Genomic DNA, 24641 nt, shown 5'->3' with positions numbered 1-24641 from the left:
GCCCGGATCGATTACTAAGACACGCGCGCGCACCTCTGGCGCGTTCGGCCGGTTTGGTTCTAGCTTGTTGAACAGAAGATGCGTCGCTACAGACCGTCCTTCCCCGCTGACAGTCCGTACTTGTCCCCGGTTTGTGGCGAGTACCCAGTCACGCCGATCCGGGGAAAGGACCATGGCAACAGCTCCCTCAGGCCGCCCGGCCACCGCGACCGCAGAGGTCCGCCGGTGAAACCCCAGACCTTCGAACTCGTCCGTTTCACCGACGTCAGCGGCGTCTCCGGCACCGGGGTGGTGGCCGAAGGCTGCGTGTTCACCGACGGTTCGGTGGCGCTGCGCTGGCACGGCGCGAACCCGTCGACCGCGATCTGGCCGGACATCGACTCGATCCTCGCCGTGCACGGCCACTGCGGCGCCACCGTGGTCCGCTGGCTGGACGTCTCCGAGATGGAGACCGTGCCCGGCACCGACCTGCTGCCCGGCGAGGTCACGCACATCCTGGCCACCGGCCGGCTCACCCACCACCCGCCGCCGGCCGTCGCCACGGCCTAGCCGCGGACGTGCACCACCCACCAACGTCATCGCGCGACCCGCTTCCACACTCGAGGCGAGTCCTCGTGGGCCGAAATCAGACGGTTGGTCGGTGGTGGAGATCCGGTGATCAGGCAGAGATGCCGGTCAGCGCGAAGAATTCCTGCCGGGACGCCGGGTTGTCGCGCAGCGTGCCGTGCACGGCCGACGTCACCGTCGTCGAGCCGGCCGCGCGAACACCGCGCAACGACATGCACTGATGCTCGGCCTCGATCACCACGCCGACGCCCTTCGGAGCGAGGTGGTCCTGCAGCCAGTCGGCGACCTGCTTGGTCAGCCGCTCCTGAACCTGCAGGTCACGCGCGAACAGTTCGACCACGCGCGCCAGCTTCGACAGGCCGAGGATCCGGTCGCCCGGCAGATAGCCGACGTGCGCGACGCCCTGGAACGGCAGCATGTGGTGCTCGCACAGCGACTGCACCGGGATGTCCCGGGCCAGAACCAGCTCGTCGTACCCCTCGTCGTTGGGGAACGTGGTCAGGTCGAACTCGCGCGGCGTCAGCATCTCGGCGTACGCGTGGGCGACCCGGCGTGGGGTGTCGGCCAGGTGGGCGCCGTGCGGGTCGCGACCGAGCGCCACCAGGAGGTCGGCGACCGCGCGTTCCGCGGCCGGCAGGTCGATCTCCGGGCGGCCGCCCACGACGTGCAGTTTGGCCGGTCCTGCCGTGGCCGGTTCGACGAGCTCGGTCTGGATCGTCATGCGCCCCTCCTGGTGATCGAAGACGATCAGCTTACTATTTCGTCAACCGAAGTTGGAGATAGAATCATCCCGTGGACCGACAGGCCAACCTGCAAGCCGTCGCCGCGCTGGACGAACCGACCCGGCGGCGCCTGTACGAGTACGTCGTCGCGGCCGCCGAGCCGGTGAGCCGGGACGACGCGGCCGCGGCACTGGCGATCCCGCGCAACACCGCCGCGTTCCACCTCGACAAGCTCGCCGCCGAGGGCCTGCTCGCCGTCGTGCACGCACGTCGTACCGGCCGCACCGGCCCCGGCGCCGGCCGCCCCGCGAAGCTCTACCGCCGCTCCGACGCCGAAATCGAGATCTCCCTGCCCGAACGCCAGTACGCCGTCGCCGGGCACCTGCTCGCCGGTGCGATCGAGGACGCGGACTCGTCAGGCGGCTCCCCGCGCCAGGCCCTCGAGGTCCGCGCTCGCGCCTACGGCGAATCCCTCTCCGGCGAGTCCGTCGACGAGGTGCTCGCCGGCCAGGGCTTCGAGCCCCACACCGAAGGCGACACGATCGCCCTGTCCAACTGCCCGTTCCGTGCGCTGGCGAAGGAGTACCCCACGCTGGTCTGCGCCATGACGCTGCACCTGGTCCAGGGCGTGGTCGCCGCCCGCCCGGAGGCCGGCCTCCAGGCCGAACTCCACCCCACCGCGGACCACTGCTGCGTCCGCCTCCTGCCCCACCCCGCCGCCTGACCCGCGTCCACTCGCCCACCGGCGTCGTCTCATCCCCTCACGGCGCAGCCGCTCCCCGACCCACCGCCGACCCACCGCCGCCTCGCCGCGCCTCGGCGCTCACCCGCGAGCCGACCCTCGCCTCCGCTTTCCTTCCCTGACCTGCACCACTCCACCGCCCCCGGCAGCTAGGCTCGTCAGAGTGGCAAAGACCAAGCACACCGCAGCAGGCACCCCGGCAACCGTCGCCCTGACCAAAGCCGGGTTGCCGTTCACCACGCACGCCTACGAGCACGACCCGGCGGCGAAGTCCTACGGGTTGGAAGCGGCCGAAGCGCTCGGCCTCGACCCGGTCCAGGTGTTCAAGACGCTGCTCGTCGAGGTCGACGGCAAGCTCGCCGTCGGCGTCGTACCGGTGGACCGGCAGCTCGATCTCAAGGCCGTCGCCACCGCGCTCGACGGCAAGAAGGCGGTGATGGCCGACCCGGCGGCCGCCGAGCGCACCACCGGGTACGTGGTGGGCGGAATCAGCCCGATCGGCCAGAAGCGCCGGCTGCCGACCGTCGTCGACACCTCCGCGACCGAGCACGACACCGTCTACGTCTCCGGTGGCCGCCGGGGTCTCGACATCGGACTGTCACCGGCGGACCTGATCACCGTCACCGCCGCCCGGACCGCGCCGATCGCCCGCTGACCAGACGAGGAGCCTGCCGGCATGGACGAACCCAACATCGAGACGACGCCGTCCCTGCGCGGCTTCCTCGAGCTGTACGCCGCCGGCTTCGTCGACCGCGAGGAGATGCTGTCCGCGGTCGCGTCCTGGCCGTTCCAGGACGAGAAAACCGACCCCGAACCCCGCGACCAGGACAACACCCTCGCGGTCGTCTCAGCCGCCCGAATCCTCGGCCAGCTCACCCGCGAGGACATCGAAGAAATCCAGCGCCGCCTCGAAGGTCCACCCAATTTCGCCTGAGGTTCCCTGAAGGCGCGGTCAGCCCGCTCCGGCAGACACTGAAGCGTGCGCAGGTACTGCAACACGCACAAACGCTCGAACGCTCGAACGCCCGCAGTTCCCGCCCGCCACCGCAGACGGGAATGCAGTCAGCTGTGCAATGCAAGGCAAGCCTCGGCCTCGAACTTCCGGCCGCAGCGGCATCAACCACAGGCGGCCTGGCCGGCCGCATTCTCGCCGCCTGTGGTTGACACCAAATAACGTCTGCCAGGTCAGCCAGTGACGCCTGGGCGGCCGGTTTCCACGTGTCCGGTGAGGCGCCGACGGTACGTCGAATCCTCGGCAGTCGTCACCTCCAGGTCGTACCACCCACGATCCGTCGCCCAAGGCAACGACTTCGTCTGCTTCCCGCGCAGCTGCTGGGTGACCGTCCGCGAACCATAGCCCGTCGCCTTGAGCTTCACGGTCAACGGCTTCGTGCCATGGTTGACCAACTCGACATGCAACGTCCCACCCGCGATCTCCAGCCGGACATCGAGACCAGCCGCAAGACCCTCAGTGGTGCCGGCCAGCTCCACCCAGAAGCGGTTCGGCCCCTGGACAGCGATCTCGAACGGGCCAGACACGTCGATCGGCAGCACCGACGCCGACCGCACGTCGAGGTGCTCCGGCGCCGCCAGCTCACCGGCGTACGGATAGACGGCGAAGTGCGCAGGCGCCTTGCCCTCGTTGACCAAGCGAAGCGAGAGGATGCCATCGGCAACCGATCCGGAAACCGCCGGCTGGTACGGCAGCGCACGCGCGGGACGGCGACCCGGCTCCTGCACTGGCAGCGCCTGGTCGACCGGCGGCGTCGGCTTCCAGCGCGCGATCGGCGCCGGCACCGCGCCGGGCTTGTCGACCGACGGCTGCCGGTACGCGCGGTGGAAGTCGAACGCCGACGTCAGGTCGCCGCACGCCGTCCGCCGCCACGCGCTGATGTTCGGCTCCCGTACGCCGGTCCACGTCTCCAGGAACCGGATCACCGACGTGTGGTCGAACACCTGCGAATTCACGTGCCCGCCGATCGTCCACGGCGACACCACCGTCATAGGCACCCGCGGGCCGAGCCCGATCGGCTTGCCGTTGAACCAGTCGTCGTCGTTGCCGGAGGCCGGCCGCGGCGCGACCGGCGGCGGGACGTGGTCGAAGTACCCGTCGTTCTCGTCGAAGTTGATCAGCAGCACGGTCTTCGACCAGACCTCGGGGTCTTCCGCGATCGCGTCGAGGATGTCGTAGACCAGGTTCGCGCTGCCGACCGGCGTCGACGAGCCCGGGTGCTCGGAGTCGATCGCCGAGGGCACCAGCCAGCTCACCTGCGGCAGCTTGCCGGACTTGATGTCGGCCCGCAGCCGCGGCACCAGCGACTCCGGCTCCGACCGGAACATCGCCTGCCGGAACAGCTTCTGTTCCTTCTTCGGCAGCTTCGCGACCGCCGCGTCCAGCTGCTTCAGTGCGAGCGCCCGGTCCTCCGGCGTCTTCGCGAACAGTTTGTCGTAGAACTCCTCCGTGGTCCGGTAGCCGCCCGGCACCGAGGCCAGGATCCGCCGCCCGATGTCCTTGAAGGTCTTGAAGTACTCGACCGCGTTGTCGGTGAAGTTGTCCCACTCCTGGTAGATCTGCCAGGACACGCCCGCCTGTTCCAGCCTTTCCGGGTACGACGTCCAGTCGTAGCCGGCGTGCGCGTAGTCGTACGCCGCGTTGGTGACCGCGCGGTTCGCCGTACCGGGTTCGTAGCCGGTCGTGCCGGACCACAGGTAGTTGCGGTTCGGGTTGGTCGAGCCGTTGACCGAGCAGTGGTACGCGTCGCAGATCGTGAAGGTTTCGGCCAGCTCGTACTGCAGCGGGATGTCGCGGCGCTCGTAGTGCGTCATCGAGGCGGCGGTCTTGGCCGCGACCCAGTCGTCGTTCCAGCCGTTGCCCCAGGCCTGGGTGGCGTCGGAGAAGCCGTGCGGCAGCGCGCCGAGGTACTGGATGTCCCCGGCGTCGCGGCCCTCGGCGGCGGCGGCCTTCCGGATCGAGAACGGCAGCACCTCTCCCCCGGCGGCGGTCGGCTGGTGGAACACGGACTTGCCGTTGCGCAGCCGCAGCGGCCGGCGGTCTCCGAAGCCGCGGACACCGCGCAGCGTGCCGAAGTAGTGGTCGAAGGAACGGTTCTCCTGCATCAGCACGATCACGTGCTCGACGGCCTGCAGACCACCCTTGCGGAGCGGCTGTGCCATGGCGGTGTGCAGCGACGGCGGCAGCAGCGAGAGCGCTGCGCCACCGGCCGCGGACCCCAGGACGAGACGGCGGGAAATCTCAGTCATGGCCGCAGATTAGAGCAGGGAAATCCGCCGGGGTGAACAGTTCGGCACCGCCCGGTGAAGACCCGCGGTACGCCGAAAACCCCGGCCGCCGCGCGCGGCCGGAGCATTCAGCGGGTGCGGGCGATCAGCCGATCTTGACCGCGCTGACCTGCGCGGAGACCGTGATCTGGCCGGCTCCGAAGGCGCTGCGGTCCTCGTTGTAGCCGAAGCCGTAGACGTTGATCGTGGTCGGCCCGTCGACCGTGACGGTCTTGGTGCTCGACCCGGTCAGCTCGACGAATCCGGCCTTCGAGACCGGGCTGCCCATGATGGTGCCGGCGTCCTTCTCGTCCGTGCCGTACCGCAGCACGAGGCTCGGATACGTCTCGGTGGTCGGAGTCTCGTACCCTTCCGTACCGGCGTTCTTGCGGTCGAACATGGCCGAGGTGTTCACCAGGTAGGTCCCGGCGCCCGGCAGCTTCACCTCGCCGATCACGGTCCTGTTCGTGGCGAACGGGCCACCGATCTTCGCGATTTCCTTCGGCGCCAACGTGGTGGCGGCACCCTTGCCGTTGCCGAGCTGGTTCTTGAGGTCGGCGTCCAGGCCCTTCAGGTGCACGCTGCCGTCGTAGACGGTGGTGAACCACGAAACCATGCCCGGGCCGAGGTTGTCGCCGTACACGCTGCCCTTGCCCAGGTGCCAGTTGGTCACCGCGCCCTTGGTGTTCGGGATCGACGCCGCGGCGTCCCGTGCGGCCGGGGCGGGCGGCTCGGCCGCGTCGGCGGACGACATCACCAGGACGCCTCCACCCCCGGCGAGCGCCAGTGCCGACAAACCCGCTACAGCCTTCTTGGTGATTCGCACGATCTCTTCCCTCCGAAGTCGCCGGCGTCGTTGCCGTCCACCACTCGATGCGCAGAACCGGGGAAAAGTTCTGCGCATCGAGCAGGAGACCGGCCGACGACCGCGGGCGACCTCGGTCAGCCCAGCCGGCGCCGGGCCAGTGCGGCGTCGCGGAGGTCTTCGAGCACCTGCACGGTGGTGTCCCAGCCCAGGCACGCGTCGGTGATCGACTGGCCGAAGGTGAGCTCGTTGCCCGGCATCAGGTCCTGGCGGCCCTCTTCCAGGAACGACTCCAGCATCACGCCGACCACGGCCCGGTTCCCGGCGGCGACCTGCGCGCCGATCTCGGCCGCGACCTGCGGCTGGCGGCGGTGGTCCTTGCGGGAGTTCCCGTGGCTCGCGTCGATCACGACCCGCTCGGGCAGACCGGCGTTGCGCAGCAGTTCCTGGGCTCCGGCGACGGATTCGGCGTCGTAGTTCGGCCCGGCGTCGGAGCCGCGCAGGACCAGGTGGCAGTCGGGGTTGCCGCGGGTGTGCAGGATCGCCGGCGTACCGTCGTGCGCGATTCCGGTGAACACGTGCGGTACGGCGGCCGCCTTGATCGCGTCGACCGCGGTGGAGATGCTGCCGTCGGGGCGGTTCTTCATCCCGATCGGCATCGACAGGCCGGACGACAGCTGCCGGTGCACCTGCGACTCGACGGTCCGGGCGCCGATCGCGCCCCAGCCGACAGTGTCGGAGATGTACTGCGGGGTGATCGGGTCGAGGAACTCACAGCCGACCGGCAGACCCTGCGCGAGCACTTCGAGCAGCAGCTTGCGGGCGATCCGCAGTCCCGAGTTCACGTCACCCGAGCCGTCCAGTCCCGGGTCGTTGATCAGGCCCTTCCAGCCCAGCGTGGAGCGCGGCTTCTCGAAGTACACCCGCATCACCACAAGCAGGCCGTCGGAGAGCCGCTCGGCGACCGGACGCAGGCGCTCGGCGTACTCCAGCGCCGCGTCGGCGTCGTGCACCGAACACGGGCCGACGACGACCAGCAGGCGGTCGTCCACCCCGTTCAGTACGTCGGCCACGGCGTCACGACCGGAGACGACGACCTTGGCCAGGTCGTCGGTCAGCGGCAGCTCGTCGTGCAGCGCCTGCGGCGTGATCAGCGGGACCGTCTTCTCGATCCGGCGGTCGACGACCGGGGACGGGCCTGCCTGGGTCTGGGGGTTCGTCACGGGGGACCTTTCCGCCGGCGACCGAACCCGAGGCCAGCGCCGGCTGACATGCGAAAAGGCAAGGACGGATGTCCTTGCCTCGAGCCGGCTCTGGGTGTCTGCGTTGGGGCGTCAGCGATCGGCTGAGTCACCCGGCACCAGGGCCGGCCACTCAAAAAATCGCCAATAGCAACGCTTCACACGATCAGCGTAGCACCCACCTCATGGTTGTCTTCTCGGGTGCACATCAGACTCGCCGTGCCCGGCGACCTTCCGGTCCTGCGCACCGTCGAAACCGCCGCGGGCGAGCTGTTCCGGCAGATCGGTATGAACGACATCGCCGAGCACGAGCCGCCGGCCCTGCATGTGCTCCGCTCGTATCAGCGTGCCGGCCGTGCCTGGGTTGCGGCCGACGCCGACGACCACCCGGTTGGCTACGTGCTCGTGAAGGTCGTGGACCGCGCCGCGCACATCGAGCAGGTCAGCGTGCATCCCGACCACCAGCGTCAGGGTGTCGGCCGGGCGCTGATCGACGCGGTGGACGCCTGGGCGGTCGCACAGGACCTTCCGGCGATCACCCTCAGCACCTTCCGGGATGTCGCCTGGAACGCGCCGTACTACGCGGGGCTGGGCTTCCGCCCGCTGGACGACGAAGACCTCACCCCGGGCCTGCTGGAGATCCGCGAGGAGGAGGCCGCGATCGGGCTCGCGCCCGCCGACCGCGTCTTCCTGCGCCGCCCGACCCGCTGAACGCCAGGCCCATCGATGCCGTCGGCAACGCTGAGACGGAAGCGATCACGGGGTGAGACGCCGACGTTCCCAGCAGTAACCGGGACAGGCGATGCGTCGTTGAGGGTCGCAACAACACGTCGAGGCGCGTAAGGGGTCGAAGTACGGTGGCGAGTCCGCTCGGGGGTCTGGTTCGGCACGCCGGCGACGGTGCGGGGTGGTGAGCCCCCGCACGTTCGAGCTGGTCCGGCACCGCGACCTCAGCGGCGTCTCCGGGACCGGCGTGGTCGCCGAGGGCTGCGTGTTCACCGACGGGTCGGTCGCGTTGCGGTGGCGAGGCAACAATCCCGCGACGGCGGTCTGGCCCGACCTCGACTCGGTGCTCGCCGTGCACGGCCACCACGGCGCCACGGAGGTCCACTGGCTGGAGGACTGGACGGAGCCCTCCCCGCCGCTCGACCCGCCCGAGCTGCACCCCCGGCGCCCGCTCGGCCAACGCGGCGCCAGACCACTCGAGGAGTTCCACAGCGCGTCCCCACTCGGCGGGACGGCCTCGAGCAAAACCGACACCTGGTCGCCGCTCGACGAGTTCCACAGCGCCTCGTCGAACGGCGGAACGGCGGCGGGCGAAGCCGACGGTTCGTCGCGGCCCGGCGCGGGCGACAACTGGTCGCCGCCGAGCAGTTGGTCACCGCCCGCCGAGGGCCAGGAGGGCACGGACGACGACGACCGCGCGGCGCTCGACCAGCTGTTCGGCGTACAGCACGCGATCCGGCCGCCGACGCCCGGCGCGGACCCGCTGCCGGGCGGGCATGCCCGCGGGTGGGCCGGCGCCCGGCACCTGCGATGACGGCGACACCACGGACCGGACGACGCGAAGCTGCCGAGTCAGGTAGAACAGGCTCGTGATCCAGACCTACCTGGTGCGGCACGGGGCACCGGACTACGCACCGGTGGAGGGCCGCGGCTGGCCGGGCATGGCCGCCGACTCGGCTCCGCTCAGCACCGAGGGCATCAAGCAGGCCGAGGCGGTCGCCGACCTGCTCAGCGGGATCGGCGCGACGTACCTGGTCAGCTCGCCGTTCACCCGGGCCCTGCAGAGCGCCGCGATCATCGGGCACCGGCTCGCGCTCGGCGTCAAGGTCGACTACGACCTGCGCGACTGGCTCCCGGACAGCACCGGCTCGTGGCGCGGCGTCGCCGACGTACGGGCGGCTCAGGCGGAGCTCGACGAGTACGGCGGCGAATGGCCGGACGGCATTCCGCGCCGCTGGGAGCCGTTGTCCAGGGTCCGCGAACGCGCCCGCGCCGCCTTCGCCCGGCACACCGCGAGCACCGACGGGCCGGTCCTCGCGATCACCCACTCGATGGTGATCCGGGCCCTCACGGGCATCCCCGACGTGGCCCACGGCGCCCACGAGTACTACCGCTACGATCCGGCTGACGACGGGTGAATCCCGCCGTCCGGCGGCCGGAAGGAGTTCCGCGGTGAGCGGCGAGGCAGGGCTCGGCCGGCTGCTGCCGGTGATCGCGGCCGGCGGCGTCGTCGGCGCTCTGGCCCGGTACGGGCTCGCCGAGGCCTGGCCTCACCAGGTCGGCGGGTTCCCCTGGGCGACGTTCGTGACGAATGCGGCCGGGTGTTTCCTGATCGGTGTGCTGCTCGCCCGGCTCACGCCACGGTCGCACCAGCTCCTGCGGCCGTTCCTCGGGACCGGTGTGCTCGGCGGATTCACGACGTTCTCGACGTTTGCCGTCGACACCGACCGGTTGCTGCCCGACCACGCGGTCGTTGCCCTGGTCTACTTCTTCGGAACGCTCGCCGCGGCGCTGGTCGCGGTCTGGGCCGGCGACCGGGTGGCGCGGTGAACATCCTGCTCGTCGCCGCCGGCGCGGCCGTCGGGGCGCCGCTGCGGTTCCTCATCGACCGGTACGTCGTGGGCCGGGTCCTGCGCGGCGCGACACCGTTCCCGTGGGGGACGTTGACGGTCAACGTGCTCGGCAGCTTCGTGCTCGGCGTACTGACCGGGATCACCGACCACACGACCACGCTCCTGGTCGGCGTCGGCTTCTGCGGCGCGTTCACGACGTACAGCACCTTCGCCGCCGAGACGCTGCAGCTCGCGCGCGCCGGCAACCGGACCGGCGCCGGGCTCAACGTCGTACTCAACCTCGGCGTCGGTCTCGCCTCCGCGATCCTCGGTGCCACGATCACCTAGCCGAGAGCACTCCAGGCCCGCAGTTGCCCGTCGGTTCAGCCGGGCCGGACCGCCGCCACCAGGGCCTCGACCGCTTCGCCGAGCGAGTTCACCCAGCCGGTGGGCGCGCCGAGCGCCCGCCAGCCCGGTCCCCCGATCACCAGTGAGTACGACGGCCGAGTGCGCGCCAGCGTCTTCAACGCGGTCAGATCGGCGGTCTCCGGCGCGCTCGACCACACGAACACCGCGGCCGGGCGCACCCGCCGTACGGCCATCGACAGCGAGCTGACCGGTGTCGCCGCGCCCAGCGTCCGGACCTTCACCGCACGCTCTGCCAGCGCGGCCGCCAGGGCCAGCAGGGGCAGCGCGTGGTCCTCCCGCTCCAGACAGGCCAGGACCACCGGCCGCTCCTCCTCGGCCGGCCGGAACCGCTCGACCGCCCGCCGGGTGTGATAGCGCAGGCCGCCCGCGACCGCGTCGGACGCGAGGTGCTCGACCTCGACGCAGGCGCCGGTGCGTTCCCACTGGTCGCCGACCTCGACCAGCAGGGGCATCAACCGCTCGGTCCAGGCATCGACAGCACCCGAGCGGTCGAGGCTGCGGGCAACTTCGTGGGTGAGCCGCTCCGAATCCATCGCGTTCGCCAGCGAGAACAGGTCGGCCGGCGGACGTGCTTTTTCGGCGCGGGCCCGCGTGGACGGGCGAAAAGCTGCCGCGGCAGCCTTCTGCGGGCCTGCGGCAACGGACGTGGCGGAAGTCACAGCTGGTGACGAGATCGGGTAATCCCGGTCGCGGACCTCGGCCGCCGCCTCGGCCGTGGGGACCCCTTGGTCGACCAGGCGCAGCATCGCGCGCAACCGGGCCAGGTCGTGGGCGTCGTAGCGCCGGTGGCCGCCTGTGCTGCGCGCGCTCGGCCTCAAGCCGTAGCGGCGTTCCCAGCTGCGCAGCGTCGGGGCGGCGATGCCCAGACGGCGTGCCGCGGCCCCGACGGTGAGGGTCTCCGAGGTCTCCTGCACGGCCTTCATGATGCCTGTTTCCGCCCCCGATCCGGGCCGAATCGCCACGGACCGATAACGAATGGACCGAACTTCGAGACGACAAGGGTTGAACTACGCATGAGTTGAGCATAGTTTTCACCGAGCGCCCGTCCGCGCTCACGGTGAGTCAAGGAGGTTGCCATGTCGAGAGGGATGCCTCGCCTACCCCGCCCGCTCATGGATCTGTGGGACTGGCAGTCGCAAGCCGCTTGCCGCGACGTCAACCCGGAGTTGTTCTTCTCCCCCGAATCGGAGCGTGGCGTCCGTAAACGCGCGCGCGAGATGGTGGCGAAGTCACTCTGCGGTACCTGCCCGGTCCAGCCCGAGTGCCGTCAGCACGCACTCTCCGTCGGAGAGCCGTACGGCGTCTGGGGCGGGACCACGGAATCCGAGCGGGACAACAACGTCGTACTCGCCGAGCACAGGAAGTCCGCCTGACGGCCGCCGGGTGACGCACCACCCCGACCCTTCCGGATCCGGCCGACCGCCGGCTCCGGACCCAACCCCGGTTGTTTCGTCCGGAGGTTGATCACACCACCAGCACCGGCCTCAGGCCTCAGCAGCGCTGTGCCCTGAAACCGGAGCCGACGTGCACCACCGACCAACGTCGCCCTCAGCACCACGCGCGAGCGGGATCAAGCGTGGGCCGACCTCGGAGCGGCAGCTTGATCGGTGGTGGACGTCGGTCGACTGGCGAACGTCGCGGGCTCGTCCGGAGTAGCTGCGGGCGAACGCGGACCTGCGGTGCCGGCCGAGCTGCCGCGGCGCCGAGGTACGCAGACGCCCCGGTCAACCGCGCAGGTGGGTTACGGCTTGCCGTCGTCGGACTCGGTGGGGGCTTCCTTGCCGGTGTCCTTGGGCTTGTCCGGCTCGGGCTTCTTCTTGGCCGGCTTGTCCTTGGCCGGCTTGTCCTTGCCGACCTTGTCCTCGGCCGCCGGGTCGACCGGCGGCGGCGCGGAGCCACCCATCCTCGGGTCGCGGAAGCGGTCGAGCGTGGCCAGGAAGTCCGGATCGTCGTCGGGCGCGACCGGACGGCCCGCGGCGGGCGTCCGCCGAACCGGGCGTTCGGGGCGGCGGGCGTTGCGCGACATCAGCAGCCAGACGATCGGCCCGGCGAAGGGCACGAAAACGATCAGGACGAGCCACACCAGCTTCGGCAGGTAGGGCACGTCCTCGTTCCGCGTCTGGATGCAGGAGAACAACGCATACACGGTCAAGGCCAGGCTGATCAGGAACGGCAGATATCGCACGCTTCCACAGTACGGCGCCCGCCACAACGCGCGACCCCGGCGGCGCGGCCCGCCGCCTTTCGGCTCGGAAACGGTTGAGCCGGTCCCCCACAACAACAGCTCGCGCCGGCCCCGCCAACCAACAGCTCGCGCCGGCCCGGAAGCCGGCGCGCTCAGCACCCCGCACGCAGACCGAGCACCCAGCACCCCAGCAGGCTCAGCCCGCGATCGTCTCCAGCTCCTTCTCCTCGGTCCGCTGCGCGGCGGCGAACCGGCGGGTCCCGTACGCGACGACTCCGGCCCACAGCGCCACGACCAGCCCGTACACGACGAACCGCCCACCGGTGCCGACCTCGAGGCCCTTCAGCAGCGTGCGCGCGTTGGTGAGGATCAGCACCAGCCCGACACCGACCCCGAGCCACCGCGTCGCCAGCCGGGACACCAGCCAGGCCGCGAGCGGCGCCGCCAGCACCCCACCGACGAGCAGCGCGGCGACAAGGTCGTACGGGATGTTCGCCTGGCCGAGACCGAACAGGAAGCCGAGGCTGGCCGCGACCGACACCACGAACTCCGCGGCGTTCACCGAACCCACCGTCTTGCGCGGCGCGAGCTTGCCGCTGCCGAGCAGCGCCGAGGTCGCGACCGGACCCCAACCGCCGCCTCCGGTGGCGTCGATGAAACCGGCGACCAGACCGAGCGGACCGAGAAACCGGCCGCCGACCCTGCCTTCGATCACCGCACGCACCTTGCCGGTCGCGAACCGGCCGAGGATGTAGACCCCGAGCAGGATCAGCAGCGCGGCGATCCACAGCGACGCCGACTCGGTCGAGAGGCTGGACAGGAACGTCGCGCCGGCGAACGCGCCGACTCCACCGGGCACACCGATCAGCGCGACCACCCGCCAGTCGATGTTGCCGAACCGCCAGTGCGACAGGCCGGACGCGAGCGTGGTGCCCACCTCACTGAGGTGAACGGCGGCGGAGGCGACGGCCGGGGTGATCCCGGTGATCAGCAGCGCCGTGGTGGCGGTGACTCCGTAGGCCATGCCGAGGGTGCCGTCGACGAGCTGGGCGATGGATCCGAGCAGGGCGATCAGGATGAGACGACGCACGGAACTGCTCCTTCGGGCGATGAAGGACGACGAGGACGGGTCGAGGTGGTACGCCCGAGGTCAACAGCCGGCGGAGTTCACGCGGAGCAGATCGACGTGCCGGCGACGCGTGAGAGCGTCTCCGGGCGCGTTCGAGATGACCTGCATGAACTCAGGAAAGCAGACAAAGTCAGCCAAAATGCCTGAGTTTCAGGATTCGAGACAGCTTTCTCAGTTCGCGACGGCCTCACCGCACACCCTGGGTCAGTCCGCGAGCGCGCAGCACCGAGTTCTCCAGCGGCCGGAAGACCAGCAGCTCGATGCCGACCCCGACCACGAAGATCAGCAGGATCCCGGCGAAGACCATCGAGATGTCCGACAGCGACATCCCGTTGTGCAGGTACTGGCCGAGCCCTTCGCCGAGATCGGGCGAGGTCGCGATCAGTTCGGCGGCCATCAGGGACCGCCACGAGAACGCCCAGCCCTGCTTGAGCCCGCCGAGGAATCCGGGCAGGGCGGCCGGCAGCAGGATGTACCGGATCCCGCTCCACCGGCCGGCGCCGAGCGCCTGGCCGACCCGCGGCAGGATCGGCGGCACCTGGTCGAGCCCGGACACCAGCCCGTTCGCGATCGACGGGACCGCGCCGAGCAGCACCACCCAGTAGATCGCCCGGTCGTTGAGGCCGAACCACAAGATCGCGGCCGGCACCCATGCCACCGAGGGAAGGCTCTGCAGCCCGGACACCAGCGGCCCGACCCCGCGCCGGACCACGGTGATGTTCGCGATCGCCAGTCCGAGCGGTACGGCGATCAGCAGCGAGATCGCGAACCCGATCACGGCCCGGTGCACCGAGGTCCAGAACAGTTCGAGGATCTCGCCGGACACCACCAGCTGCCAGATCTGGGCCCAGACGTCGACCGGCGCGGGCAGTTTGAACTCCGGCCAGAACGCCGCCGCCCAGAGCACCTGCCAGATCAGCACGAACAGGGCGATCGCACCGATCGGCGGCAGGACGCGCCCGGCGATCCGGCGTACCGGGCTCTCCTGGTACGCCGTGATCGGCGTGTCGAGCGCGTCGAGTCCCGCCCCGACGGAGCCGGCGTCGCGATCGTCGACCGGGTGGACCCGGGTGGCCTCAGGCGGCATGGCTGCTGATCACCGTGCGCAGAGCGGCGTTGACCTCGTCCACCGCACCGGCTTGCGCGCCGTCGGTGAGCCCGTCGACGTTCCACTCCCGGACGACACGACCCGGACGCGACGAGAGCAGGACAACTCGCTGGCCGAGCCGGACCGCTTCGCGGACGTCATGGGTGACGAACAGGATCGCCGTACCGGTCGCTCGCCAGATCCGCAGCAGCTCGCCCTGCAGGACGTCGCGGGTGATCGCGTCGAGCGCCGAGAACGGCTCGTCCATCAGCAGCAACGACGGCTTGCCCGCTCCCGCGCCCGTGTGATCGGTCGTCGAGGCCAGTGCCCGGGCGAGCGCGACGCGTTGGCGCATGCCGCCGGACAGCTCGTGCGGGCGCTTGTCGCCCAAGCCCGCGAGGCGGACCAGTTCTAGCAGCTCGGCCGCGGTAGCCCGCCGGGCTGCCTTGCCGACGCCGGCCATGCGCAGCGGCAGCTCGACATTGCCGGCGGCGGTGAGCCACGGCATCAGTGCGGCTTCCTGGAACACGACCGCCGGCCGGGACGAGTTCAGCTCGATCCGGCCGCTGGTCGGCTGATCCAGCCCGGCCACCAGGTTGAGCAGTGTCGTCTTGCCGCAGCCCGAGGCGCCCACCAGGCAGACGAACTCTCCCGGCCCGACCGCGAGGTCGACCTGGTCGAGCGCGACCACTGCCTTGCTGGCCTGCCCGAACGTCTTGCCGACCTGGTGGAAGCGGACCGGCGTCACCGCCGGTGCCGCTTGCCTGGTCTCGATCGTCGCGGTCATGGTGTCCCCCCTCGGAACGGTTACTTGGTGTCCAGGCCGGCGGCGTCGACGGTCGGCTGTCCGGCCTTGGTCAGCACCTCGTTGAGCGGCGCCAGGTCGGCGAATCCGGCCACGCTCGGCGCCTGCTTGGCGATCGCGGCGGTGACCTGGTCCTTGGCCAGTTGCGGGAACTGGGCGGCGACCGGGTCGGCGGTGATCTCGATGTTGGCGAAGGCGCGGTCGATCACGGCCGGCTTCAGCGCCTTGCCGGTCAGCTCGAGCAGTTGCTTGTTGACCACGGTCTTCGTGGCTGCCTCGTCCTTGGTGCTGAAGTCGATCGCCGCGACCAGGCCGGTCAGCAACGCCTTCACCGTCTGCGGGTGCTCCTGCAGGAACTGGGTCCGGACGATCAGCACGGTGGTCGGGAACTTGCCGTCGGGCCACAAGGAGGCCTCGTCCAGCAGCACCTTCGCCCCGGCGTCGAGCACCAGCCGCGACGACCAGGGCTCGGGCAGCCAGGCCGCGTCCACGTCACCCTTCTTGAACGCGTCGAGCGTCTGCGCGTTCTCCAGGTTCGTGACCTTGACCTTGCCGGTCAGGTTCTTCTCGGCCAGCCACTTCTTCAGCGACACGTCCTGGGTGTTGCCCAGTTGCGGCGTGACCACGGTCTTGCCGACCAGATCCTCCGGCTTGCTGATCGTCGGCTTCACCACCAGTTGCGCGCCGCCCGAGGTGGCGCCGGCGATCAGCCGGACCGCGGACCCGTTGGACTTGGCGTAGGCGTTGATGGCCGGGCCGGAGCCGATGAACGAGGCGTCCAGCGAACCGCCGAGCAGCGCGCCGACGGCCTCCGGGCCGGCGTTGAACTTGGTCGGCACCAGCTTGGTGCTGCCGAGCTCTTTGCCGAACAGGTTCTGGTCGAGGCCGACCAGCGCGGCGGCGTGGGTGACGTTCGGGAAGTAGCCGAGCCGCAACTGCGCGGCCGGGCCCTTGTCGGTCGCGGCGACCGGCTGCTCGTCGCTGCCGGCCCGGCTGCAACCGGCGACGACCGCCAGGAGCGAGACGGCGGCGGCCAGCAGGCGGGTACGGCGGAAGTGGTGGCTCACAGTGGTGACCTTCAGGTGCGGGCGATCTGGGCGGATCGCGTTCTGTTGTTCGGGCCTGACGCGGGGGGGGGCACCGGGAGGACCTGTCTGCGAACCATGAAAGCAAAGAAAACCTATCAATTAGGTTTTCTTTCACTATGCGAGACGATGAGTCCATTGCCTGACCGGGCACATTCACCGCGTGAGCGGCTTCAAATCTCCTCCGTCGCTGGAAAAAAGTTGTTCAAAACTTATGCACTTGCGAAGCTTCTCCGTGAACGGTCATCGCCCGCGGTGGCCGTGGTCGGGTCCGGCGTCGCCGGTGTGACCGCGGCGTACCTGCTGAGCCGGACGTGTCGGGTCACCGTCTTCGAGACGGACGTCCGGCCCAGCAGGCACACGCCCCACCGGCTGCGGGCGAACGCGTTCACCCCTCGGTCCTGAGTTGTCCGAATCCGGTCACGGCGCTTGCCGCGACCGGTCCGCGCTACGTACGGTCCTCCGGGATCTGCCGCCTTCCGTGAGGAGCCCTGCCCGTGGCCGCACCTGTCGTACCGGACGGCTGGACGCCTGGCGGACCCCTCGACGTGGCGAGGCTCACGGTCGAGTACGCCGAGCAGCCGCTCGGCCTCGACGAGCCCCGCCCGCGGCTCGCGTGGATCGCCACCGCCCCGGGCTTCGGCGCCACCCAGTCGGCGTACCAGGTTCTCGTCGCCACCTCCCCCGACCTGCTCACCCCAGAGCGCGCCGACATCTGGGACACCGGCAAATCGACCGGCGACACCATCCAGCTCGAGTACGACGGACCCGCCCTCGCCCCGCGCACCCGCTACCACTGGACCGTCCGCCTGTGGGACGGTCTCGACCGCGCCGGCCGCTGGAGCCGCCCGAGCTGGTTCGAGACCGCACTTCTCGACGAGGGATTCAGCGACGCCCGCTGGATCGGCGCCTCCACCGAAGCCGCTCCCCTGCTCCGCCGCAGCTTCGAGCTGACCAGCCCCATCGTCAGGGCCCGCCTCTACGCCACCGGTCTCGCCTACGCCGACCTGCGCGTCAACGGCCAACCCGTCAGCGACGCCGTGCTCGACCCCGGCTTCACCGACTACGACCACACGGTCCTCTACGTCACCTACGACGTCACCGAGCTGCTGCATCCCGGCGAGAACGTGCTCGGCGCCGAGCTCGGCCGCGGCTTCTTCGGCCTGACCACCCCGAACGTCTGGCGCTGGCACCAAGCTCCGTGGACCGGCGATCCGCGGCTGCTGGCCCGCCTCGTCGTCGACCACGAGGACGGCACCACCACCGAGCTCCACTCGGACACCACCTGGCAGGTCGCCAGCGGCCCGACCCTCAGCGATTCCCTCTTCTCCGGCGAAACCTACGACGCCCGCGAGGAACAACCCGGCTGGGACTCCCCCGGCTTCGACGCGTCCGGCTGGACCACTGCCCTCGAATTGCCGCAACCGAAGGGCGAACTACGAGCCCAGAAGCACGAACCGATCCGAGTCGTCGAGCAGATCGCCCCGGCCGAGATCACCCGCCCGCACGCCGGCACCCAGGTGGTCGACTTCGGCCGCACCACCGCCGGCTGGGTCCGCCTGAAGGTCGAGGCCCCGGCCGGCCAGAAGATCACCCTCCTGTACGGCGAGACGCTCGCCCCCGACGGCACGGTCGTCGCCGTCAACCGGCACGTCGAGCACGACCGCTTCCAGCGCGACGAATACATTGCCTCAGGCAACGGAATCGAGACCTGGTCGCCACGCTTCTCGTACAAGGGATTCCGCTACGTCCAGGTCACCGGCGCCGGCCAGGCCGAGCTCACCCTCCAGGTGGTGCACTCCGACGTCCGCCCGGCCTCGCGGTTCAGCTCCGACGTCGAGGTCTACGAGTGGCTCGAGGGCGCGATGCGCCGTACGGTGCTGAACAACCTGCACGGCATCCCCACCGACACCCCGATCTTCGAGAAGAACGGCTGGACCGGCGACGCCCAGGTCGGTGCGCCGTCGATGGCCTCGCTCGTCGACCTGTCCCGCTTCTTCACCAAGTGGCTCGGCGACCTGCGCGACAGCCAGACCGCCGACGGCCAGCTGCCCGTCATTGTGCCGTCCGGCGGCTGGGGGTACGCCGAACTCGCGCCCGCGACCGAGTGGTCGACGGTCTACCCGTTCGTCCTGCGCGAGATGCACCGCTGGTACGGCGACACCCGCGTGCTGCGCGAACACTGGGAACCGGTCAACCGCTACCTCGACTGGGAGCTGGCCCGGGTTGAGAACGGCCTGTCGACAAGTGTCCTCGGCGACTGGCTTCCCCCGGGTTATCCCGACGGCCCGCCGCCCGAGGACTCCCGGCTGACCGCCACGGCCTACCTGCACCGGGCGATCACCGCGGTGATCGAGATCGGCGAGCTGATCGGTGCGCCCGGCCTGGAGCGGTTGCACAAGGCAACAGCCGAGTTGGCCGAGGGACTCAACCGCGAGTTCCTCGACCGCGAGGCCGGGCTCTACCGCACCGCGAAGGACCCCGACTACCGCCAGACGTCCAACGCGGTCCCGCTCGCCTTCGGTCTGGTGCCCGAGGACATCGTCGACCGCGTCGTGGCCAACCTGGTCGCCGACGTCGAGGCGCGCGACTTCCACCTCAACACCGGCTGCCTCGGGGTCGGAGTGCTGCTTCCCGTCCTGACCCGGTACGGGCACGCCGACGTCGCCGCGAAGGTGGCCCAGCAGCGGACGTACCCGAGCTGGGGCTACTGGCTCGAGCAGGGCGCCGACACGCTGTGGGAGATGTGGGAGGCGGACACCCGGTCGCGCAACCACTACTTCCACGGCACAGCGGTGCAGTGGCTGCTGGAGAACGTGACCGGCCTCCGCAACGCGGGCAACGGCTGGCAGCGGATCGTGGTCCGCCCGGACGCCCGCTCCGGTACGGCGCAGGCCTCGGTGCGCACCGACACCGTCCGCGGCCGAGTGTCCGCCAGCTGGCGACTCGTCGGCCGGGTGCTGCACCTGGAGGTGCAGGTGCCGGTCGGCAGCACTGCCGAGGTGCACGTACCGGCCGAGGACCAGACCGACGTCACCGTCGTACCGGCCCCGTACGCCGCGGAGCCGGTGCAGGAGGACGGCTACCTGGTCTACACGGTCTCGTCAGGGCACTGGTCGTTCACCAGCCGGACGGCGTGACCTTCGTGAAAAGCAGGTCGCGGCAGACCCGGCCCTCGACCTGCGCCCGCGACTCGAACTTGGTCAGCGGGCGCCACGCGGGACGCGGCGCCCAGCCATCGTGGTACTGGTTGACCAGCTGCGGTTCGGCCGAGCAGATCGCGAGCATCTCCTCGGCGTAGTCGGCCCAGTCGGTCGCCAGGTGCAGCGTGCCGCCCGGCCGCAACCGCGAGGCGACGAGAGCCACGAACGGTGCCTTCACCAGCCGCCGCTTGTTGTGCCGCTTCTTCTGCCACGGGTCGGGGAAGTAGATCCGTACGCCGTCCAGCGTGTCCGGCGCGACGTGGTCGCGCAGGAAGTCCAGCGCGTCACCGTGCAGCAGCCGGACGTTGGTCAGCTCGTTCTTCTCGATCGCGAGCATCAGCTGCCCGAGCCCGGCCGGGTACACCTCGGCCGCGAGGTGGTTGACGTCGGGCGCCGCCGCCGCGAGCTGCGCGGTCGCCTCGCCCATGCCCGATCCGATCTCCAGCACCACCGGCGCGGACCGGCCGAACCAGGCGTCCAGATCCAGGGTGCCGGCCGGCAGATCCTCCAGCTTGCGGCCGAGCTCGGGCCAGTGCGTCTCCCACACCCGCTGCTGTCCGACTGTCATCCGCACACTGCGCCGGACGTGACTGAACACGCCCGGTTGCCGCACCTGGTCCACCGTTTCCATCGGTACAAAGTACAGGGCGTCAAGCACTGCGCCGGTAGTCGAGCAGGACGGGGTCACCGCGCAGCCGGGCCAGCGCGCGGCTGGTCTGGCTCTTGATCGTGCCGACCGCGCAGCCGACCTCTTCCGCGGTCTCGGCCTCGCTCAGGTCGACCAGGTACCGCAGGACGACCACCACCCGCATCCGTCCCGGCAGCCGCTCCAGCGCCGCGACCAGGACCGAGTCGCGCTCGATCCGGTCGTAGTAGTCGATCACCACCGGCAACACCGGCAGCTCCTCGGTCGGGAACTCCAGCTTGCCCTTCTTCACCCGCCAATAGGCCCGGCAGGTGTTGACCAGCACCTGCCGCACGTAGGCGTACGGGTCGTCGGCCCGGATCGAGTCCCAGGTCCGCCAGCACTTGGCCAGCGTCGTCTGGACCACGTCCTCGGCCAGCCCGTGGTCCTTGGTCAGCGCGTACGCGGTGCCCAGCAACGCGCCGTACCGTCGCGCCACGAACTCGGTGAAGCTCGCGGCGCTGTCCCCCGACAGTTCCGTCATGTTCGATCACCCCCGGCGTCACTCTGCGAGAAAACAGAGTGGCGTAAGTGACTTTCACGACACTTTCATCGGCTCACACCGGCAATCTACTCTCCCCAGAACAGGTGGTCGACCACGTTGCGTGCCCGCCTGGTCAACCGCAGGTAGTCGTCGGAGAACCTGCTGGTCTGGCCGGGCGGATAACCGCAGATCTGGGCCACCGCCGCGAGGTCGCGTGGATCCCGCGGCACTGAGTCGCCCGGCCGGGCCCGGACCAGCATGATCGCGTTCCGGATCCGCGTCGCCCGCTCCCACGCGGCCCGCAGCACCTCGGCCTGCTGGTGCTCGAACAGACCTTGCTCGACCGCCACCCGCAACGCTCCGAGCGTCCGCGTCGTCCGCAGACCCTCAACCCGGTGCGCCTCACGCAACTGCAGCAGCTGGACGGTCCACTCGATGTCGGCGAGGCCGCCCCGGCCGAGCTTGGTGTGCGTGGCCGGATCGGCGCCCCGCGGCAGCCGCTCGGCGTCCACCCGCGCCTTGATCCGCCGGATCTCGACCACGTCCCGCTCCGGTACGCCGTCCGCCGGGTAGCGCAGCGGATCGATCAACTCGCGGAACGCCCGGCACAGCTCGGGATCGCCACAGAGCGGGTCGGCGCGCAGCAACGCCTGCGCCTCCCAGACCGCCGACCAGCGCGCGTAGTACGACGCGTACGACGCCAGCGTGCGGACGAGCGGTCCCTGGCGGCCCTCGGGGCGCAGGTCGGCGTCGATCGCGACGGCCGGGTCCGAGCCCGGCAGCGCGAGCAGCCGGCGCAGCTCGGTCGCGGCCTGGGTGGCGAAGTCGGTCGCGGCCTTTTCCGATGCCCCCGGCAACGGGTCGTGCACGAACATCACGTCGGCGTCGCTGCCGTACCCGAGCTCGTGCCCGCCGAACCGGCCCATCGCGACGATCGCCATCCGGGTCGGCTCCTCACCGCCCTTGGCGACCACCCGCCGCGCGACCTCCAGCGCACTGGTCAGCGTCGCGGCGGCGATCGTGGTCAGCGCCTCGCCGACCGCTTCGACGTCGAGCAGGTTCGACAGGTCGGCGGCCGCGACCCGGAACAGTTCGCGCCGCCGGACCGCGCGGATGGCGGCGACCGCGGCTTCGGGCTTGTCCTGCCGGCGTGCCGCGGCCGACATCTCGGTCAGCAGGGCTTCGGACCCACGCGGGACGAGTTCGCGTTCGTCCGCGAGCATCGCCGTCGCCTCGGGAGCGCGCTGCAGGAGGTCGACGGCGTACCGGCCGCTGGCGAGCAGATGGGCGAGGCGTTCGGCGGAGGCGCCCTCGTCGCGGAGCTGCCGCAGGTACCAGGGCGTCGAGCCGAGAGCGTCGGAGATCGTCCGGAAAGCAAGCAGGCCGGCGTCCGGGTCCGGCGACTCGGCGAACCAGCCGAGCATCGCCGGCAGCAGCGCCCGCTGGATCGACGACCGCCGGGACACCCCCTCGGACAGCGCCTCGATGTGGCGCAGCGCGGACGCCGGATCGGCGTACCCGAGGGCGGTGAGGCGTTGCTTGGCCGCCTCGGGAGTGAGGCGGACCTCCTCGCCGGGAATCCTGGCGACGGCGGCCAGCAGCGGGCGGTAGAACAGCTTCTCGTGCAGGCGGCGGACCTCGAGCGCGTGCTTCTTCCAGACCTTCGTCAGGTCGTTGATCGGATCCTTGGTGAACCCGAGCGAGCGGCCGAGCCGGCGCAGGTCGTCCTCCTGCTCGGGGACCGAGTGGGTCCGCCGGAGCCGGTACAGCTGGATCCGGTGCTCCATGGATCGCAGGAACCGGTACGCGTCCGCGAGCACGGCGCCGTCCGTTCGGCCGACGTACCCGGAGCTGGTGAGCTGTTCCAGGGCGATCAGCGTCGTCCCGCTGCGGACGGACTCGTCACTGCGGCCGTGCACGAGCTGCAGCAGCTGGACGGCGAACTCGACGTCGCGCAGGCCGCCCGGGCCGAGCTTCAGCTGGCGGTCGACGTCGGCGGCCGGGATGTGGTCGACGACCCGGCGGCGCATCGCCTGGACGTCGTCGACGAATCCGTCGCGGTCGGCGGCCGACCAGACCAGGTGCGCGGTCCGATCGGCGTACGCCAGACCGAGCTCGGCGTCACCGGCGATCGGCCGGGCCTTCAGCAGCGCCTGGAACTCCCAGGTCTTGGCCCAGCGCTGGTAGTAGGCGAGGTGGCTGTCGAGCGTGCGGACGAGGGGGCCGGACTTGCCTTCGGGGCGCAGCGCGGCGTCGACCGGCCAGAGCGTGCCTTCCGCGGTGTGCGCGGAGCAGATCCGCATCGCGGCGGCGGCCAGCTGGGTGGCGGTCTTCAGCGCGGGCGCTTCGTCCTGGCCCTCGAGCGGCTCGGCGACGAACAGGACGTCGACGTCGCTCACGTAGTTCAGCTCGCGGCCGCCACACTTGCCCATGGCAATGATCGCGAGCCGGCAGTCGGCGGCGTCGGGATGCTGGCGGAAGTAGTCGTTGCGGGCGATCCGGAGCGCGGTCTCCAGGGCGCCGCCGGCCAGGTCGGCGAGCACGGCGGCGGTCTCGTCGACCAGCAGACCTTCGGCCAGGTCGCGGGCGGCGAGGCGGAGCAGGAGCCGGCGGTACTCGATGCGGAGGGCATCGACCGGGTTGTCCGCGTCGACAGCCGTCGCCAGCCGGACGGCGACGTCGTCCGGGGTCGGGTTGCTGCCGGCCAGCGCCGGGTCGGCCAAGTCGTACCAGTGCCGGGGGTGGACCGTGAGATGGCGGCCGAGCGCCTCGCTCGCCCCGAGCACACAGCACAGGCGACGGCGGAAGTCGCCGTCCATGTCGAGCGTGCGGGCGAAGGCGGCGACGTCGTAGTCGTGCTGGGCCAGGGCTTCGGCGAGGCCGAGCAGGTGGGTCAGCGCGAGGTCGGGATCGGCCGCCTCGGACAGGGAGGTGATCAGCTGGTCGGTCGCGATCGGGGTGTGCGGTTCCAGCAGGTCGAGCTGGTCGAGCTGTTTCGCGGCCCGCTGAGGGTCCGCGAACCCCCGGCGTACCAGCCGGCCCTCACTGGAAACCTTTCGCGACTCCGCCACCCCCGCAGGTTACCGGCGCAGATCGCGGTTCGGTTGCGGGGTGATCACGCCCAACACACGGAGTGGTCTGGCAAAAGCGGTCCGTGACGGGCATGATGACTGGTCATGGTCATGATGACGGGGTCGCTCGCTGTTCGGGGCACGGTGGTCTGGTTGACGCCCCAGCAGGGCGGGCGAGTGTCCGGGCCGCCCGAGCCGGACTACGACTACGACTACACAGCCACCGCTTACCTTCCACCACGCACGCCCGAGGACGGCCAGGTCGGCATCGCCCTGCGCCGCTTCGCCCCGGGCGCCTGGCGTTCGTCGGCCGAAGGCATCCTGGTGCCCGCCGAGAACCACCGGGCCCAGCAGGTCGTCCCCGGCAGCATCGTCGTGGTCACGGAGGGGACGCGGCCGGTCGGCCTGCTCACCGTCGAGGAGGTCAGCATCCTCGCCCCCGACGGCACCACGGTCCCGGAGGTCCGCACCACCACCCCGGCGCCGCCGGCCCTCACCGCGCCGTACCGCCACTCCACCGCGGCAGCTCGCTGGACAACTCCGGAAACCGCCGGCGCCAACTGA

General features: G+C 70.6%; 27 protein-coding genes. 13 read left to right on the top strand and 14 right to left on the bottom strand.

Annotated elements, in window-relative coordinates; translation table 11 throughout:
* The first annotated feature begins 225 nt into the window (after positions 1-225).
* Positions 226-549: a hypothetical protein gene (locus ACQPXM_RS15300; RefSeq protein ID WP_432949015.1), complete on the top strand. Its 324-nt coding sequence runs from the start codon at positions 226-228 to the stop codon at positions 547-549.
* A 109-nt stretch (positions 550-658) separates the two neighbouring features.
* On the opposite strand, the gene folE is transcribed toward ACQPXM_RS15300, so the two are convergent.
* Positions 659-1288 (bottom strand): GTP cyclohydrolase I FolE, encoded by a 630-nt coding sequence (gene folE / locus ACQPXM_RS15295; protein WP_432949013.1) that lies wholly within the window; start codon positions 1286-1288, stop codon positions 659-661.
* Between the two features lie 71 nt (positions 1289-1359).
* On the opposite strand from folE, the gene ACQPXM_RS15290 reads away from it, so the two are divergent.
* The 3 genes from ACQPXM_RS15290 to ACQPXM_RS15280 all read left to right on the top strand — a co-directional run bounded on the left by ACQPXM_RS15290 (position 1360) and on the right by ACQPXM_RS15280 (position 2965).
* The gene (locus ACQPXM_RS15290) at positions 1360-2013 is read left to right on the top strand and encodes a helix-turn-helix transcriptional regulator (protein WP_432949011.1); all 654 of its coding nucleotides are present in this window, start codon (positions 1360-1362) and stop codon (positions 2011-2013) included.
* 181 nt (positions 2014-2194) lie between these two features.
* Complete coding sequence (gene ybaK, locus ACQPXM_RS15285; RefSeq protein WP_432949009.1) at positions 2195-2686, top strand: Cys-tRNA(Pro) deacylase; 492 nt, start codon at positions 2195-2197, stop codon at positions 2684-2686.
* A 21-nt stretch (positions 2687-2707) separates the two neighbouring features.
* Positions 2708-2965 (top strand): hypothetical protein, encoded by a 258-nt coding sequence (locus ACQPXM_RS15280; RefSeq protein ID WP_432949007.1) that lies wholly within the window; start codon positions 2708-2710, stop codon positions 2963-2965.
* Between the two features lie 251 nt (positions 2966-3216).
* Here ACQPXM_RS15280 and ACQPXM_RS15275 read toward each other — a convergent pair whose 3' ends face one another.
* The 3 genes from ACQPXM_RS15275 to ACQPXM_RS15265 all read right to left on the bottom strand — a co-directional run bounded on the left by ACQPXM_RS15275 (position 3217) and on the right by ACQPXM_RS15265 (position 7338).
* On the bottom strand, positions 3217-5292 hold the full coding sequence (locus tag ACQPXM_RS15275) for a phosphocholine-specific phospholipase C (protein WP_432949005.1): 2076 nt from the start codon (positions 5290-5292) through the stop codon (positions 3217-3219).
* 124 nt (positions 5293-5416) lie between these two features.
* Positions 5417-6136, bottom strand: coding sequence for a hypothetical protein (locus tag ACQPXM_RS15270; RefSeq protein WP_432949003.1), 720 nt, complete (start codon positions 6134-6136; stop codon positions 5417-5419).
* A 116-nt stretch (positions 6137-6252) separates the two neighbouring features.
* Positions 6253-7338, bottom strand: coding sequence for a 3-deoxy-7-phosphoheptulonate synthase (locus ACQPXM_RS15265; RefSeq protein ID WP_432949001.1), 1086 nt, complete (start codon positions 7336-7338; stop codon positions 6253-6255).
* A 219-nt stretch (positions 7339-7557) separates the two neighbouring features.
* On the opposite strand from ACQPXM_RS15265, the gene ACQPXM_RS15260 reads away from it, so the two are divergent.
* The 5 genes from ACQPXM_RS15260 (at position 7558) to crcB (ending at position 10262) form a co-directional block, all read left to right on the top strand.
* Positions 7558-8067, top strand: a complete 510-nt coding sequence (locus ACQPXM_RS15260) for a GNAT family N-acetyltransferase (RefSeq protein ID WP_432948999.1) — start codon at positions 7558-7560, stop codon at positions 8065-8067.
* 199 nt (positions 8068-8266) lie between these two features.
* Positions 8267-8896 carry a hypothetical protein gene (locus ACQPXM_RS15255; RefSeq protein WP_432948997.1) on the top strand — a complete coding sequence of 210 codons (630 nt, stop codon included), beginning with the start codon at positions 8267-8269 and terminating at the stop codon, positions 8894-8896.
* A gap of 55 nt (positions 8897-8951) precedes the next feature.
* On the top strand, positions 8952-9500 hold the full coding sequence (locus ACQPXM_RS15250) for a histidine phosphatase family protein (RefSeq protein ID WP_432948995.1): 549 nt from the start codon (positions 8952-8954) through the stop codon (positions 9498-9500).
* Between the two features lie 34 nt (positions 9501-9534).
* Positions 9535-9912 (top strand): FluC/FEX family fluoride channel, encoded by a 378-nt coding sequence (locus tag ACQPXM_RS15245; protein WP_432948993.1) that lies wholly within the window; start codon positions 9535-9537, stop codon positions 9910-9912.
* Positions 9909-10262, top strand: a complete 354-nt coding sequence (gene crcB, locus ACQPXM_RS15240) for a fluoride efflux transporter CrcB (protein ID WP_432948991.1) — start codon at positions 9909-9911, stop codon at positions 10260-10262. Before ACQPXM_RS15245 ends, crcB begins: the two co-directional genes overlap by 4 nt.
* Before the next feature lie 35 nt (positions 10263-10297).
* On the opposite strand, the gene ACQPXM_RS15235 is transcribed toward crcB, so the two are convergent.
* Positions 10298-11266: a MerR family transcriptional regulator gene (locus ACQPXM_RS15235; protein WP_432948989.1), complete on the bottom strand. Its 969-nt coding sequence runs from the start codon at positions 11264-11266 to the stop codon at positions 10298-10300.
* Positions 11267-11419: 153 nt separating this feature from the next.
* Here ACQPXM_RS15235 and ACQPXM_RS15230 point away from each other — a divergent pair, with 153 nt between their 5' ends.
* The gene (locus ACQPXM_RS15230) at positions 11420-11716 is read left to right on the top strand and encodes a WhiB family transcriptional regulator (RefSeq protein ID WP_077017062.1); all 297 of its coding nucleotides are present in this window, start codon (positions 11420-11422) and stop codon (positions 11714-11716) included.
* A 368-nt stretch (positions 11717-12084) separates the two neighbouring features.
* Here ACQPXM_RS15230 and ACQPXM_RS15225 read toward each other — a convergent pair whose 3' ends face one another.
* The 6 genes from ACQPXM_RS15225 to ACQPXM_RS15200 all read right to left on the bottom strand — a co-directional run bounded on the left by ACQPXM_RS15225 (position 12085) and on the right by ACQPXM_RS15200 (position 16616).
* Complete coding sequence (locus ACQPXM_RS15225) at positions 12085-12528, bottom strand: PLD nuclease N-terminal domain-containing protein (protein WP_432948987.1); 444 nt, start codon at positions 12526-12528, stop codon at positions 12085-12087.
* Between the two features lie 196 nt (positions 12529-12724).
* Positions 12725-13618 carry a sulfite exporter TauE/SafE family protein gene (locus tag ACQPXM_RS15220; protein ID WP_432948985.1) on the bottom strand — a complete coding sequence of 298 codons (894 nt, stop codon included), beginning with the start codon at positions 13616-13618 and terminating at the stop codon, positions 12725-12727.
* A gap of 60 nt (positions 13619-13678) precedes the next feature.
* Complete coding sequence (locus tag ACQPXM_RS15215; RefSeq protein ID WP_432951024.1) at positions 13679-13765, bottom strand: putative leader peptide; 87 nt, start codon at positions 13763-13765, stop codon at positions 13679-13681.
* 79 nt (positions 13766-13844) lie between these two features.
* Positions 13845-14744, bottom strand: a complete 900-nt coding sequence (locus ACQPXM_RS15210; RefSeq protein ID WP_432948984.1) for an ABC transporter permease — start codon at positions 14742-14744, stop codon at positions 13845-13847.
* Positions 14734-15531: an ABC transporter ATP-binding protein gene (locus ACQPXM_RS15205; RefSeq protein ID WP_432948982.1), complete on the bottom strand. Its 798-nt coding sequence runs from the start codon at positions 15529-15531 to the stop codon at positions 14734-14736. The genes ACQPXM_RS15210 and ACQPXM_RS15205 overlap by 11 nt, the downstream gene beginning before the upstream one ends.
* A gap of 20 nt (positions 15532-15551) precedes the next feature.
* Complete coding sequence (locus ACQPXM_RS15200; protein WP_432948980.1) at positions 15552-16616, bottom strand: ABC transporter substrate-binding protein; 1065 nt, start codon at positions 16614-16616, stop codon at positions 15552-15554.
* A gap of 96 nt (positions 16617-16712) precedes the next feature.
* Here ACQPXM_RS15200 and ACQPXM_RS15195 point away from each other — a divergent pair, with 96 nt between their 5' ends.
* Positions 16713-17039, top strand: a complete 327-nt coding sequence (locus ACQPXM_RS15195) for an NAD(P)-binding protein (protein WP_432948978.1) — start codon at positions 16713-16715, stop codon at positions 17037-17039.
* Positions 17040-17131: 92 nt separating this feature from the next.
* On the top strand, positions 17132-19774 hold the full coding sequence (locus ACQPXM_RS15190) for a family 78 glycoside hydrolase catalytic domain (RefSeq protein WP_432948976.1): 2643 nt from the start codon (positions 17132-17134) through the stop codon (positions 19772-19774).
* Here ACQPXM_RS15190 and trmB read toward each other — a convergent pair.
* The 3 genes from trmB to ACQPXM_RS15175 all read right to left on the bottom strand — a co-directional run bounded on the left by trmB (position 19755) and on the right by ACQPXM_RS15175 (position 24077).
* The gene (trmB, locus tag ACQPXM_RS15185) at positions 19755-20468 is read right to left on the bottom strand and encodes a tRNA (guanosine(46)-N7)-methyltransferase TrmB (RefSeq protein WP_432948974.1); all 714 of its coding nucleotides are present in this window, start codon (positions 20466-20468) and stop codon (positions 19755-19757) included. The two genes, ACQPXM_RS15190 and trmB, sit on opposite strands and share 20 nt — an antisense overlap.
* 19 nt (positions 20469-20487) lie before the next feature.
* Complete coding sequence (locus ACQPXM_RS15180; RefSeq protein WP_432948971.1) at positions 20488-21006, bottom strand: SigE family RNA polymerase sigma factor; 519 nt, start codon at positions 21004-21006, stop codon at positions 20488-20490.
* Between the two features lie 86 nt (positions 21007-21092).
* Positions 21093-24077 (bottom strand): bifunctional [glutamine synthetase] adenylyltransferase/[glutamine synthetase]-adenylyl-L-tyrosine phosphorylase, encoded by a 2985-nt coding sequence (locus tag ACQPXM_RS15175; protein WP_432948970.1) that lies wholly within the window; start codon positions 24075-24077, stop codon positions 21093-21095.
* Positions 24078-24182: 105 nt separating this feature from the next.
* On the opposite strand from ACQPXM_RS15175, the gene ACQPXM_RS15170 reads away from it, so the two are divergent.
* Positions 24183-24641, top strand: coding sequence for a hypothetical protein (locus tag ACQPXM_RS15170; RefSeq protein WP_432948968.1), 459 nt, complete (start codon positions 24183-24185; stop codon positions 24639-24641).

The organism is Kribbella sp. CA-253562 (genome assembly GCF_050942265.1).
GTDB lineage: Bacteria > Actinomycetota > Actinomycetes > Propionibacteriales > Kribbellaceae > Kribbella.
This window is presented reverse-complemented; position numbering and strand designations above follow the sequence as displayed.